This is a genomic window from Pseudomonas sp. MIL19 (genome assembly GCF_028680365.1).
Lineage (GTDB): Bacteria > Pseudomonadota > Gammaproteobacteria > Pseudomonadales > Pseudomonadaceae > Aquipseudomonas > Aquipseudomonas spirodelae.
On record NZ_JAPPVG010000029.1, the window covers coordinates 1 to 13,582 of the forward strand.

The window sequence follows — 13,582 nt, forward strand, 5'->3', positions numbered from 1 at the left end:
TCCAAGTCGCCAGGCTCACCACCACAGTGAACCCGACAGCGCCAGTCACGGCGCTACGCGCCATGCCTGGCGCACCATAAAAAAGCCCCGATAAACGGGGCTTTTTTGACTGCGTCAGGCTCAACGTGATGAACCGAGTTGCCCTTGTTCGTCAGAGAAGACGATCTCGACCCGCCGATTCTGTGCACGGCCTTTAGCCGATGCATTCTCGGTCACCGGGAAGCTCTCACCATGCCCCTGCACCTCGATGCGCTTGGCATCCACGCCCAGATCGATCAGCGCATCAGCTACGGCTTGCGCCCGCGTACGGGAGAGTTCGAGATTCTCCTGAGCATCCCCACGGCTATCGGTATAGCCCTCGATGCGTACGACACGGCGTGGGTTTAACTGCAGAAACTGCACCAGTTTTAACACCGTGCGGTTAGCTGAAACGTTCAACTCACTCTGCCCGGCATCGAACAGCACATCACCCAAGGTCATCACCAAGCCGCGCTCGCTCTGGGTGGTGGCCAGGCTGATCATCTGCTCCTCAAGCCAGCTGTTCTGATCCTGAATGCTCAGCAGCTTGGCTTCGCGCAGTGCCAACTGCAGACGCTGTCGATCAAGCTCTAGCTTGGCAGCGCGCTCCTGATTCAGGTTGAGGTTGCTCTTCTGCCCAGCAATCGCACTGTACTGCTGGCTCAGATAGGCATAGTGCACCACATCATCAGCGCTGCCCCAATAGCTCGACAAACGCTCGGCTTTGGCCAGCGACTCACCGGCGCGGATCAGATCCTTCGGCGCACTGCGCAGTACATCCGCATCTTCCTTGACCTGCTGATAAGCCGCCTGCGCAGCCTCCAACGACTGGTCGCTGGAGCGCATTGATGAGGCGCAACCGCTCAACAACAGTGCGCTCACGGCAGCACTTAGAACCGTTTGAAAGCGCGTCATTGCATGCCTCCCAACTGTGTACGCAGGCGGTTAATGGCATTGTTCAATGCGCCCAGCTGTTGCTGGCTCTTTGCACTCAGGTATTGCGCTTCAGCCAAGCGGGCGTCCAACTCGGCCTGTTCCGCATACACCCGCGCCTGCTTGTAGTCTTCCTCTTGCATGGCCGCTTGCGCCAACGCGAACTTGTCTTGGGCCAGCTGCAGCGCTGGCGACTGCTCTGTCGACAGGCCCAGTGCTGTGGCTTGGCTGAGCGCTTGTTCAGTTAAACGTAACTGCTCATGAGGGGCCGGGTCAGACACACAGGCACTGAGCATGAGCGGTAGCAAGCCCGCACAGATAAATCGATTGATCACAGAATTTCCTACTCTATGGCCTCGCCAGCGGGGGCGGGCTGTTGATCGGCCCAACGTTGCAGGTTTTGCTGCAACAGGGCTTCAGGCAAATCGCTGGCAACGGCTTCGGTCATTTTCTTCGCCAGCATGCCGCGTAGCCAAGGGTCATTACAGGACGAATTATGCGACAAGGTCAGGTGCAAACCCTCACTGGAAATTGGTGGATCAAGCACCAGCAGTTCATCTTGAATGCCTAAGCTATCGGCCAGCGCCTGGCCGGGGTAACGCTCATACAAAACATAATCGGTGCGTCCCAGCAAAAGCTTCTGAAATGCCTGGGGCAAACTGGACACACCTTCAACGCTGAGGTTGCTCTTGCTGTAGGCATCAAACTGCTGGCCAAAACTGTTGTTGACCAACGTACCACCCGTGCGATCACGCAAGTCTTCCCAGCCGGCATAAGGAAATTCAGCGCCACGGTGTACCCACACTACGCTCGGCGTTATGTAGAAGGCCGGATGGATATAGTCCATCACCTCCAAACGTGGCAGCGTGAGAAAAGCCCCCGCAAGCAAGTCGACACGGCCCTTTCTTACCTCATCCTGCGCCCGCGACCAAGGCCCGGTGTAAATGACATCTACCGTGACGCCCAGCTCCTTGGCCAGGTGTTGCAGCAGGTCAACATTTGCACCAATGAGCTTCTGTGGATTCTGTGGGTCGCGCCACAAATAAGGCGGGTACTCTGGATTACCGGTGGCCACCAACCGCTCACATTTACCGGCGGCAAGGGCAGTGATCGGCACAAGCAGCATGCCGATCAGCAGAAAAATCGATTTATATAAACCACGCTCAAACATTAGCGACTTCTCGACTTTACCTGGATAGGTAGGGGGCAGATGCAAACTAGAGGGTGCCTTCTTCATGCTAGCTTAATACGCATTCATATTAATTCGCGATAAAGAGCTGCCATGAAAAAACTAATCGCAGGCCTGGTTCTCGTGCTCATGGGCGGCGCCACTCTGCTCTATCTGTCGCCGGCCACCTTGCTAGCCAGCATGCAATTTATAGAGAGACAACGCGCAGGGCTAAACCTCAAGCAAATCAGCGTGCACGATCTTAACATCCATTACTACGAAGGCGGCCCAAGCGACGCACAAACCATCCTGCTGGTGCATGGTTTTGCCGCCAACAAAGACAACTGGCTGCGCTTCGCCCGACACCTCACACAGGACTATCGCGTCATTGCCCTCGACTTGCCGGGCTTTGGTGCGAGCAGCAAGCCCGCTGGCAGCTACGATATAGGCACGCAGACTGAACGCCTGGCTGACATCAACGACGCACTGGGGCTGGACCAGTTGCACCTCATGGGTAACTCCATGGGCGGCCACATCAGCGCGCTGTATGCCGCACGCTATCCAACGCGAATACGCTCGCTGACATTACTCGACAACGCAGGTATCACCTCACCGCAACCCAGTGAACTACGCCTGCGCCTAAGTCGCGGTGAAACCAACCCATTAGTAGTCAAGAGCCCCGAGGACTTTCAACGCTTGCTGGCGTTCATCTTCGTCAAGCCGCCCTACCTGCCTGAACCGATAAAAGGCTATTTCGCTGAGCAGGCCGCCCACAACAGTGCGCATTACGAGCAGATATTTGCCCACTTGGTTGAGCGCTACATCCCGCTAGAACCTGAACTGAGCAAGATTCAGGCGCCCACGCTGATCATCTGGGGAGCCGAAGACCGAGTATTAGATGTATCCAGCGTCGAAGTCATGCAGACACTCCTGCATAAACCTCACGTGGTGATCATGCCCAATACCGGCCACGCGCCTATGATTGAACAACCGGAGTTGACCGCTCAGCACCTTCGCGCCTTTCTCAAGGAGCTTGATAAGTAGAGCAAGCGGATCAATAAGGCCTGACAGGCTGACCACAAGAACCAGGCCGAACCAGCGATCATCGGAAACAAAAAACCCGCTCACTGAGCGGGTTTTTTGTTAACTGGGAAAAGCTGGTTTAAACCAGCTGCTCCAGCTCAGGTACTGCGTCGAACAGATCAGCTACCAGGCCGTAATCAGCCACCTGGAAGATCGGCGCTTCTTCGTCCTTGTTGATCGCAACGATCACTTTGGAGTCTTTCATGCCGGCCAGATGCTGGATCGCGCCGGAAATACCAACGGCGATGTACAGCTGTGGTGCAACGATCTTGCCGGTCTGACCGACCTGCATGTCGTTGGGTACGAAACCGGCGTCAACAGCGGCGCGCGAGGCACCTACAGCAGCGCCCAGCTTGTCAGCCAGGGCATAGAGGTGCTTGAAGTTGTCGCCGTTTTGCATGCCACGGCCGCCGGAAACGACGATCTTGGCAGCGGTCAGTTCCGGACGATCGGACTTGGCCAGCTCTTCACCGACAAACGTCGATTTGCCTGCATCCGCTGCACCGCTAACGGCTTCAACAGCAGCACTACCGCCTTCAGCCGCAACCGGGTCGAAACCGGTAGCGCGAACGGTGATGACTTTAACGGCAGCGGACGATTGCACAGTGGCAATAGCATTACCGGCGTAGATCGGACGCTTGAAGGTATCAGCGCTTTCAACCGCGATGATTTCCGAGATCTGATCAACGTCCAGGGCAGCGGCAACGCGCGGCAGGATGTTTTTACCGTTGCTGGTGGCAGCAGCCAGGATGTGGCTGTAGCCCTTACCCAGCTCGGCAACCAACGGCGCAACGTTTTCCGGCAGCTGGTGAGCGAAAGCAGCGTCGTCAGCAACCAGCACCTTAGCCACGCCAGCAATTTTGGCGGCGGCTTCGGTAGCTGCGCCGCAAGCGGCACCGGCAACCAGCACGTGGATGTCACCACCGATCTTCGCTGCAGCTGCAACAGTGTTCAGCGTGGCAGGCGCCAGGGCGGCATTGGTGTGTTCAGCGATAACCAGGATAGTCATTTAGATTACCTTCGCCTCGTTCTTCAATTTCTCGACCAGTTCAGCCACAGACTTGACCTTGATGCCGGCGCTGCGGGTAGCAGGCGCTTCGACTTTGATGGTCTTGACGGTGGAAGCGGTGGAAACGCCCAGATCAGCCGGGGTTACAGTTTCCAGCGGCTTCTTCTTAGCTTTCATGATGTTCGGCAGCGACGCGTAACGCGGCTCATTGAGGCGCAGGTCGGTGGTCACGATGGCCGGCAGGCTCAACGCAACAGTCTGCAGACCGCCGTCGATTTCACGGGTTACGTTGACCTTGTCGCCCGCCACTTCCACTTTGGAAGCGAAGGTGCCTTGAGCGAAACCAGTGAGAGCACCGAGCATTTGGCCGGTCTGGTTGTTGTCGCTGTCGATGGCCTGCTTGCCCATGATGACCAGCTGCGGCTGCTCTTTATCGACAACTGCTTTCAACAGTTTGGCGACGGCCAGGGAGTTCAGCTCATCCGCCGATTCAACCAGAATGGCACGGTCAGCACCTAGCGCCAGCGCGGTACGCAGCTGCTCTTGAGCAGTGGTCGGGCCGATGGTTACAACAACGATTTCGCTCGCTACGCCCTTCTCTTTCAGGCGTACAGCTTCTTCCACGGCGATTTCGCAGAAAGGGTTCATCGACATCTTGACGTTGGCAAGATCAACGCCGCTGTTGTCCGCTTTGACGCGAACTTTGACGTTGTAGTCGACCACTCGTTTGACAGCTACAAGAACCTTCATGGATTCCTCGTTACTCTCCGGTGAATAAGAATGTCGCCAGAAGCGAACATGGCGGGAACTGCAAACCGGCCGGAACCGGGAGTCGACCAGTAACGGCAGACAAAAACCGCTCGTATCTTGAACGCACGACCTAGGCGGGTCAATACAACGAGGCAGCCAATCGCAAGCGATGTAGTAAGATTCTAACAACCCTACAGAAAATTCAAACAAACGTTTGTATTGGAGCATCGGGAGGCTGCGGATATAATGCGCCGGCATCGCTCACGGAACGAGCTCGATCACCAAATAAAATTAGAGTGCCTTGAGAAGGAGATAGCCTGTGGAACGCGAGTTTATGGAATTCGACGTCGTCATCGTCGGCGCCGGCCCTGCTGGTTTGTCCGCCGCCTGCCGACTGAAGCAGAAAGCAGCCGAAGCCGGTAAAGAAATCAGCGTCTGCGTGGTCGAAAAAGGCTCCGAAGTCGGCGCGCACATTCTTTCCGGTGCCGTATTTGAGCCCCGCGCCCTGAACGAGCTGTTCCCTGACTGGAAAGAGCTTGGTGCGCCGCTCAACACGCCAGTCAAGCGTGATGACATCTACGTACTGACCGGTGCAGATAAATCCACTCGCGTGCCTGATCTGTTCGTTCCCAAGACCATGCACAACCATGGCAACTACATTATTTCTCTCGGCAACCTGTGCCGCTGGCTGGCGCAGCAGGCAGAGAACCTCGGTGTAGAGATCTACCCAGGGTTTGCTGCCCAAGAAGCGCTGATCAACGAGAACGGCTCGGTCTACGGGATTCTAACCGGCGACCTCGGTGTTGACCGCGAAGGCAACCCGAAAGAGGGTTACTACACCCCGGGCATGGAACTGCGTGCCAAGTACACTCTGTTCGCCGAAGGCTGCCGCGGCCACATTGGCAAGCAGCTGATCAAGCAATTCAACCTCGACTCCGAAGCCGATGCTCAGCACTACGGTATTGGCATCAAGGAAATCTGGGATATCGATCCAGCCAAGCACGAGCAAGGCCTGGTGGTGCACACCGCCGGCTGGCCGCTGGATATCACTGGTACCGAAAACACTGGTGGCTCATTCCTCTATCACCTGGAAAACAATCAGGTAGTCGTTGGCCTGATCGTTGACCTGTCGTACAGCAATCCGCACCTGTCGCCATTCGATGAGTTCCAGCGCTACAAGCACCACCCAGTGGTTGCCCAGTATCTGGAAGGCGGCAAGCGTGTCGCTTATGGCGCTCGCGCAATCGCTAAAGGCGGCCTCAACTCCCTGCCGAAAATGGTCTTCAATGGTGGCGCGCTGATCGGTTGCGACCTCGGCACCCTCAACTTCGCCAAGATCAAGGGCAGCCACACCGCCATGAAGTCCGGCATGCTCGCAGCCGACGCAGTAGCGGATGCGCTATTTGCCGGCAGCGAAGGTGGCGATCAGCTGACCGGTTATGTTGACGGCTTCAAGGCCAGCTGGCTGTATGACGAACTGTTCAGTAGCCGCAACTTCGGTCCGGCCATCCATAAATTCGGCCCGCTGCTCGGCGGTGGTTTCAACTGGATTGACCAGAACATCTTCGGCGGCAAGATGCCCTTCACCCTGCACGACACCAAGCCGGATTACGCTTGCCTGAAACTGGCGGCTGACTGCGAGAAAATCAGCTACCCGAAACCCGACGGCAAGCTCAGCTTCGACAAGCTCAGCTCGGTATTCCTCTCCAACACCAACCATGAAGAGGAACAACCCTGCCACCTGAAGCTCACTGACCCGAGCATTCCGCTGAGCAAAAACCTGCCGATGTATGACGAGCCGGCGCAGCGCTACTGCCCTGCTGGCGTTTATGAAATCGTCACGCAGGAAGACGGCGAGAAGAAGTTCCAGATCAACGCGCAGAACTGCGTGCACTGCAAAACCTGTGACATCAAGGACCCCGCCCAGAACATCAACTGGGTGGCCCCTGAAGGCACAGGCGGGCCTAATTACCCCAACATGTAAGGCACTAAAAAGGCTCCCTCGGGAGCCTTTTTTATGTGGGTTTAAAAGCACACGAACAGTCAGTCTGGCTGCGGACCAATCGGGAAAAATTCACCACTGCTCCACACACCCAGCCACGCTTTACCGTCAATTTCCCGCACAACCGCCAGCTCGACCAGTTGGTAGAACACATTGCGGTGCACCAGCGCCTCCAGATTGGTTCGCACAAGCAGGTACGGCGCAGGCTCTTCAGTCAGCGCGTCCAACTCGACCCGCAACGGGTGCTCGCGACCTGCCACCACCTCATCTTCGACATTGGTGATAAAGCGCAGCACCTGCGCCTCACCCGCACCTTCAACCTGCAGGCTGACTGCCACAAAAGGCGCGTCATCAACCTGAATGCCGACCATTTCTACCGGCGTTACCAGCACATACTTATCGCCGTCGCGGCGAATAATGGTGGAGAACAGCTTCACCATCGGCTTACGGCCAATCGGTGTGCCCATGTAATACCAGGTGCCATCACGGGCGATGCGCATATCGATATCGCCGCAGAAATCCGGGTTCCACAGATGCACTGGCGGTGGCACTTTGCCCTCACCTTTAGGTATTTGCGCCAGCAAATTGCCAGCTTTGTCTGTGTCAGTCATCAGCCCTCCTCAATAGCCCAAACCCAACAAGCGCCGCGCATAGTCCTGCAGCGCCGGCCCGATCAAGTCTTCTGGTTTGGCATCATAAAGCGTCAAGAACCCTCCGCGACTACGAATGCGGGTCGTATCGACCAAATAGCGGGTATTGGTTTCGATCAACATCAGCTGAATCACCCCGCGATCGGTGCCCAAACGATCCAGTGCTTCCTGATCCTCCCACTCCTCCACGGTGCCGATGCGGTCATCGGCAAAAGCAAAGCGGCTGTACAGCAGATAATGAGCCCCAGCCTCGCGCGCCTCGGCCATCGCCTCTTCAAGCCCACGCGGCGACTTGGCGCGACGCACCATCGGGAAATATTCAACGAAGCCTTTATAGGCCTCCTCAGCCACCACATTGGGCCGCGGATAAGCACCGCCCGGCGGCACAAAGTGGCCCTGAGCAATGTAAATGAACGAGTCCGCTTGCAAGCGCCAGGGGCTGGCACGGCGAGTCTGACTGTGGTCGAGCACACCGACATCGCGCAGCTGATAAATCGCGCCATCGGCCAGATCACTGACCTTCATGCAACCGCCCAGCAGCAACACACCCACAATTAAGAACAGGCTACGCATCACACTTCTCCTGCAGCCGGCGACAGAAAACCGGCAGATAGGGCCTAGATGCAGGTTTCACGCCAGCCCTGCCGCTTAAAGACCGCGCTGCCACTCCTGACGCAGATGGGCCTGCTGCGGCTTTTCTATGGCTTCTCGCACTTGCGCCAGCAAGCGCTGCTTATCTGCACCGAGCGTGCCCTTGAGCACCAGATAGTTAGAGGCATGGTCACTGCGAAAGACCGTATCGCGCAGCTCAAGCCCCTGCAGCAAACGCTCAACCTCGACAAACAGCTGCTGCTGATTCAGCGCTTGGAAGTCAGCAAAGTTTGCTCGGAAGCGCGCCTCCCCCTGAGGGAAGCTCACCACCAGGGTCGAGAGAAACTCTGGCTGAGCCTCGTTCATCAAGCGCGCCGAATTATCAGCATGCTGATCACTCAACACCGTGCCGCCCAAACCGTTGAGGATCATCACCGAGCGGGTGATACCCGCCTGGCCGAGCTTATCCAATGCACTTAGGCTGGACGCATAGGTCTCGCCTTTGTTCACTCGCGCCAGCACTTCGTCATCCCCCGACTCGCAGCCGACATACGCCATACCCAGCCCGGCATCAGCTAGCTCCTTGAGCTCTTCCACCGATTTCTTGCGCAAGTTGCGCGGCAGGCAGTAACTGGACACCCGCGAAACCTCGGGCATGTGCTCACGAATACCCGTCAGGATGGTCAGCAAGCGCCGCGTAGGCATGACCAGCGCATCACCGTCCGCCAGGAATACCCGCTGGACGATCATCCGCTCGCCGGTCAGGCGAATTTCTTCAAGCACCTGCGCCTCGTCACGGGCGCGAAATTTCTTCTGCTCCTGAGTGTACATTTCAAAAAGTACACTGATTCCAAGAGCAGCCATTGGTCACCGGCAAGATCAACGAATGGGCTTCGCTGGGCGGCCGGAAGACCGGTTCGATGTAGCTGATAGGGAAATCTTGCATGGGCTTCACTCAATGGTGGCGGCCGCTTTAGCCGCCAATGATCTTCATCACGGTTGCACCGCCGGTGAACGCCACATCTTGCTTGTCTGCCAACGCCTTGACCAACATGCCTTGCAGCGCGGGCAACGCTTGATGGCGTGGTTTGTCGAGCAAATCACCTACATAGTGGCGGTTGCTCGACGACAGGCAACCGTGCAGCCAGCCACTCGATGACAAGCGCAGCCGCGAGCAGGTGCGACAGAACGGCACGCTTTCATTGGCAATTACGCCAAAAAAACCCTGCTCCTGGATTTCATAGCGCAGCGCCGTGGCATCTAAGGGCGCGACGGCCTGACTGTAGGCATAACGCTGACCAATCATCGCCAGCAACTCAGGCATGCCGACAAACTGACGTTGAAACGCGTTGGGGTCGCGCGCCAGATGCCCCATCCGCATCAACTCGATAAAGCGCAGCTCAAAGCCATTGGCCAAGCAGTATTCGAGCATCGGTAGCACTTGGTCGAGGTTCTGCCCGCGCAGCGGCACCATGTTGACCTTGAGCTGCAGCCCTGCAGCTCTGGCCTGCTGCAAACCGTCGAGCACAGTGGCCAGGTCACCACCACGGGCGATGCTACGAAATGCCGCCGCATCCAAAGTGTCGAGGGAAATATTCAAACGGCGGATACCGGACTCAAGCAGCAACGGCAATTTACGGGTCAGCAACTGAGCGTTGCTGGTCAGGCTGATATCGGCCAAACCCAATTGGCTAACACCACGTAAAAAGGCCTCTAGTTTGGGGCTGACCAGCGGCTCGCCACCGGTAATGCGCACACGCTCAATACCGGCCGCCTCGATCAAATAGGCCACGCCACGCAGCATCGCATCAGCAGACAACTCGTCCTGCGCGGCCACCAAACGCTTGCCGTCGGGTACGCAGTAGGTACAGGCATAGTTGCAGGCGGCGGTCAGGCTGACACGCAAATTGCGAAAGCGTCTGCCCTGGCGGTCAACGATCATGCTCGACTCCAGCAAAGTAAGGCGTCGAGTATAGGGGCGCCGCCCGCGCAGCTGAGCGTTTATCGACGCGCTGAATACCTCAGCTAGCCGACGTGTCACCCTCGCGCTTGCGCTTGTTGCCCATGCGCACGCCAATATCCATGAGGAACTGGAAGAAGCCTTCCTGATCTTCCAGCACATTGCTCCAGAACGGCGAGTGATACAGCGCCACAGCGCCATGCACCAGCGCCCAGGCGGCGCAATAATGGAAGTACGGCGGCACGTCTTCCAGCTTGCCTTCGGCGATGCGACCTTTAATCAACTGGGTCAGGCGCTCGAAGTTGGAGGCGCGAATTTTGTGCAGCTGCTCGACCATCTCTGGCACCTGATTGCCCTTGACCACCTTCTCTTCCAGGCGGTCAAACAAACGGTAGCGCTGAGGATCACGCATGCGGAATTCAAAATAAGCACGCGAGAGGGCTTCTTTATCACGGTCGACATCAGCCGAATGCAGCAACTCATTCAAGTCTCGCTCGTAATCGAGCATCAGGCGCAGGTAAATCTCGGCCTTGGACTTAAAGTGCTTATAGATGGTGCCTTTACCGATACCAACCGTGTCGGCAATCATCTCCACAGTCACGCTGTCTTCGCCCTGCTCAAGGAAAAGCTTCAGTGCTGTGTCGAGAATTTCCTGTTCGCGGCGGCGAAACTCACGGACCTTGCGGGGTTCTTTATGCATAAAAGGACTAAGGGGTCAAAAAATCGAAGGCACGTATTATGCCTAACTAACGGCAAATTGCACGGATCATCCGACCATGTACGTAGTTCATGACGAGTTTCCGCAACTTCCCGGCCTGCGCTATTTGAACCACGCAGCCGTCTCACCCTGGCCACAACGGACCGTCGATGCAGTCAGCCGTTTCGCCGTCGAGAACGCCAGAACCGGCGCCCGCGACTATGCGGCCTGGCTACAAGTTGAGCGGCGTTTGCGTGAACGCTTGCAGCGCCTGCTCAACGCACCGACCTGCGCTGATATCGCCTTGCTCAAGAACACCTCCGAGGCATTGTCCTTTGTCGCTTTCGGCCTGGATTGGCGGCCAGGCGATCAGGTGGTGATCAGCGATGAAGAATTCCCCTCCAACCGGATTGTCTGGGAAGCCCTCGCCCCACAAGGCGTCGAGGTGGTGCAGGTCAACCTGCATGCCGGGGATCCGGAAGCAGCCTTGCTGGCCGCCTGTGGCCCGCGCACCCGCCTGATGGCAATCAGCGCCGTGCAATATGCCAGCGGCCTGCGCCTAGACCTGCCACGCCTGGGTCACGGCTGCCAAATACGTGGCGTGCTGCTGTGTGTCGATGCCATCCAACAACTCGGCGCCCTGCCCTTCGACGTACAGGCCAGTCAATGCGCGTTCGCCATGGCCGATGGTCACAAGTGGCTGCTTGGCCCGGAAGGGCTCGGGGTGTTCTATTGCCGCAGCGATCTGCGTACGCAACTGAAACTGCATGAATACGGCTGGCATATGCTGGAGCATGCCGGTGACTACCAACGCCATGACTGGGAGCCAGCACGCAGCGCCCGTCGCTTTGAATGCGGCAGCCCCAACATGCTCGGGGCCATGGCACTGGAGGCCAGCCTGTCACTGCTGGAAGACGTCGGCATGACCCAGGTCGAGCAAGCTCTGCAGGAGCGCATACAATGGTTGATCGACGACCTGCAAAAGCTCTCAGGCATACGATTTCACAGCCCATTGGCCCGCCAGCAGCGCGCCGGCATTGTGAACTTCAGTCTTGATGGTTGGCAGCAGCCAGTCTTGTTCGAGCGCTTAAAACAGCAACAGGTGATCTGCGCGCAACGCGGTGCTGGGATCCGCTTGTCGCCGCACTTCTACACCAAACCGCAAGTAATCGAGGAAACGCTGCAACTGTTACAGCAGCTGGCTACTGGTTAAGCGCTCAACAGCGCAACCTGTATTCCAAATACGTTTAAGAATGGCGGCGAACGGCCTGGACGATCGGCAATCTTCATCAATACTGATGGTTACTGGTGTGCGGCGTACCCCCCAAGCGCTCCACCAGGCAAGGTACCGTGGACCGCGTACCTTGATTTACTCCTAATGGTCTTAACCCGGCTTCCCCCCAGAGTCCGGGTTTTTTTTATTACCGTCATTCATGGTTGCTACGCGACGCTAAGAATTGCTGCGGGCTTTTTTGCCCTGGGCTCAATTCACTCGAGCTAAAGGAAACAGGCGTTTGAAGTTTGCCGTGGTTTGTTCGGCCAACTGCTCAAAGCTGAAGCCACGCAGTACCGCCAGGTACTCGGCCACATCCCGCACATACTCAGGCAGATTCGGTTTGCCGCGGTGCGGGATGGGCGCCAGGTAAGGCGAGTCAGTTTCCACCAGCAAGCGATCAGCCGGCACCTGACGCGCCACTTCACGCAGCGCGTCCGCATTGCGGAAGGTGACAATGCCGGACAGCGAGATATAGAAACCGATATCCAGCGCCGCCTTGGCCATTTCCCAATCTTCGGTAAAGCAGTGCAGCACGCCGGCTTGCGGCAGCGCCGCTTCGCGCAGCAGCGCCAGGGTATCGGCACGCGCCTCGCGGGTATGCACAATTACCGGCTTGCCGGTAATTCGCGCCGCATCGAGGTGCAGGCGGAAAGATGTTTGCTGCAGCGCAGCGGATTCTGGCTCGTAGTGATAATCCAGTCCCGTTTCGCCAATGGCTACCACCTGCGGATGGTTCAACTCGCCGAGCAACCAGTCCAGCGCTGGCGCGGCGCCTGGCTCAAGGTCGAGCGGGTGTACACCGACCGAGCAATCGACATCGGCATAACGCTCGGCCAGGCCTTTGACTGCCGCCGCATTATCAGCACTGACGCCGATGCAGAGAAAATGACCAACACCGCGCGCACGCGCAGCATCCAGCGCCGCATCCAGTGAACCGTCATAGGCGGCCAAATCGAGACGATCAAGGTGGCAGTGGGAATCAACTAGCATGGGGAGCAATCACTTGAGCACCGGTGCCGCTAAATACGGCACAGGAAGGTACGGAGGAGAGAACACTTACATGGTGTGGGTCGGACGATCTGAGGTGAGCGCACCAGCCAGGTAAGTTTCGATTTTATTACGCGCCGTGTTGTCACCATCATTGAACTGCACGCCCACACCGGCGGCGCGATTGCCCTGGGCGCCTTTGGGCGTGATCCAAACCACTTTGCCGGCCACCGGAATTTTCTCCGGCTCATCCATCAGGTTGAGCAGCATGAATACTTCATCGCCGAGCTTGTAGCTTTTATTAGTTGGAATAAACAGGCCGCCGTTCTTGATAAAGGGCATATAAGCGGCATAAAGCACGGATTTGTCTTTGATTGTCAGCGACAAAATTCCGTTACGCGGGCCCAAGTTAGGAGGCAGACTCATGCGGCATTCCTGATTTTATTCACTTAATGGCC

The 13,582-nt window shown here is 57.3% G+C and carries 14 protein-coding genes and 1 pseudogene; 3 read left to right on the forward strand and 12 right to left on the reverse strand.

Features of this window, described 5'->3' with window-relative positions; all coding sequences use genetic code 11:
• Positions 1-120: 120 nt before the first annotated feature.
• From N1078_RS15675 to N1078_RS15685, 3 genes are read right to left on the reverse strand one after another with little or no spacing between them, the layout of a single operon-like run.
• Complete coding sequence (locus tag N1078_RS15675) at positions 121-933, reverse strand: OmpA family protein (protein ID WP_274089092.1); 813 nt, start codon at positions 931-933, stop codon at positions 121-123.
• Positions 930-1,286, reverse strand: a complete 357-nt coding sequence (locus tag N1078_RS15680) for a DUF4398 domain-containing protein (RefSeq protein ID WP_274089093.1) — start codon at positions 1,284-1,286, stop codon at positions 930-932. The genes N1078_RS15675 and N1078_RS15680 overlap by 4 nt, the downstream gene beginning before the upstream one ends.
• A gap of 8 nt (positions 1,287-1,294) precedes the next feature.
• On the reverse strand, positions 1,295-2,122 hold the full coding sequence (locus tag N1078_RS15685) for a substrate-binding periplasmic protein (protein ID WP_274089094.1): 828 nt from the start codon (positions 2,120-2,122) through the stop codon (positions 1,295-1,297).
• 111 nt (positions 2,123-2,233) lie between these two features.
• On the opposite strand from N1078_RS15685, the gene N1078_RS15690 reads away from it, so the two are divergent.
• Positions 2,234-3,163: an alpha/beta fold hydrolase gene (locus N1078_RS15690; protein ID WP_274089095.1), complete on the forward strand. Its 930-nt coding sequence runs from the start codon at positions 2,234-2,236 to the stop codon at positions 3,161-3,163.
• Between the two features lie 118 nt (positions 3,164-3,281).
• Here N1078_RS15690 and N1078_RS15695 read toward each other — a convergent pair whose 3' ends face one another.
• Both N1078_RS15695 and N1078_RS15700 read right to left on the reverse strand, forming a co-directional pair.
• Positions 3,282-4,211 (reverse strand): electron transfer flavoprotein subunit alpha/FixB family protein, encoded by a 930-nt coding sequence (locus tag N1078_RS15695; protein ID WP_274089096.1) that lies wholly within the window; start codon positions 4,209-4,211, stop codon positions 3,282-3,284.
• On the reverse strand, positions 4,212-4,961 hold the full coding sequence (locus tag N1078_RS15700; protein WP_274089097.1) for an electron transfer flavoprotein subunit beta/FixA family protein: 750 nt from the start codon (positions 4,959-4,961) through the stop codon (positions 4,212-4,214). It lies immediately after the preceding gene.
• A 319-nt stretch (positions 4,962-5,280) separates the two neighbouring features.
• Between N1078_RS15700 and N1078_RS15705 the strand changes: the two genes are divergently transcribed.
• Positions 5,281-6,945 carry an electron transfer flavoprotein-ubiquinone oxidoreductase gene (locus tag N1078_RS15705; RefSeq protein WP_274089098.1) on the forward strand — a complete coding sequence of 555 codons (1,665 nt, stop codon included), beginning with the start codon at positions 5,281-5,283 and terminating at the stop codon, positions 6,943-6,945.
• Between the two features lie 59 nt (positions 6,946-7,004).
• Here the strand turns inward: N1078_RS15705 and N1078_RS15710 are convergent, their stop codons facing one another.
• From N1078_RS15710 to N1078_RS15730, 5 genes and pseudogenes are all read right to left on the reverse strand, one after another.
• Positions 7,005-7,574 carry a DUF1285 domain-containing protein gene (locus N1078_RS15710; protein ID WP_274089099.1) on the reverse strand — a complete coding sequence of 190 codons (570 nt, stop codon included), beginning with the start codon at positions 7,572-7,574 and terminating at the stop codon, positions 7,005-7,007.
• Positions 7,575-7,583: 9 nt separating this feature from the next.
• Positions 7,584-8,186, reverse strand: a complete 603-nt coding sequence (locus N1078_RS15715) for a DUF4823 domain-containing protein (RefSeq protein WP_274089100.1) — start codon at positions 8,184-8,186, stop codon at positions 7,584-7,586.
• Positions 8,187-8,261: 75 nt separating this feature from the next.
• Positions 8,262-9,150, reverse strand: a pseudogene (locus N1078_RS15720) (radical SAM protein).
• 27 nt (positions 9,151-9,177) lie between these two features.
• Entirely contained in the window at positions 9,178-10,146 is a 969-nt protein-coding gene (locus N1078_RS15725) for a GTP 3',8-cyclase MoaA (RefSeq protein WP_274089101.1), read from the reverse strand.
• A 79-nt stretch (positions 10,147-10,225) separates the two neighbouring features.
• Positions 10,226-10,864 carry a TetR/AcrR family transcriptional regulator gene (locus N1078_RS15730; RefSeq protein WP_274089102.1) on the reverse strand — a complete coding sequence of 213 codons (639 nt, stop codon included), beginning with the start codon at positions 10,862-10,864 and terminating at the stop codon, positions 10,226-10,228.
• A 76-nt stretch (positions 10,865-10,940) separates the two neighbouring features.
• On the opposite strand from N1078_RS15730, the gene N1078_RS15735 reads away from it, so the two are divergent.
• Entirely contained in the window at positions 10,941-12,074 is a 1,134-nt protein-coding gene (locus N1078_RS15735; RefSeq protein WP_274089103.1) for an aminotransferase class V-fold PLP-dependent enzyme, read from the forward strand.
• Between the two features lie 270 nt (positions 12,075-12,344).
• Here N1078_RS15735 and N1078_RS15740 read toward each other — a convergent pair whose 3' ends face one another.
• Both N1078_RS15740 and N1078_RS15745 read right to left on the reverse strand, forming a co-directional pair.
• On the reverse strand, positions 12,345-13,127 hold the full coding sequence (locus N1078_RS15740; protein ID WP_274089104.1) for a TatD family hydrolase: 783 nt from the start codon (positions 13,125-13,127) through the stop codon (positions 12,345-12,347).
• Positions 13,128-13,193: 66 nt separating this feature from the next.
• Positions 13,194-13,550 (reverse strand): PilZ domain-containing protein, encoded by a 357-nt coding sequence (locus N1078_RS15745; RefSeq protein ID WP_090238100.1) that lies wholly within the window; start codon positions 13,548-13,550, stop codon positions 13,194-13,196.
• Positions 13,551-13,582 lie beyond the last annotated feature (32 nt).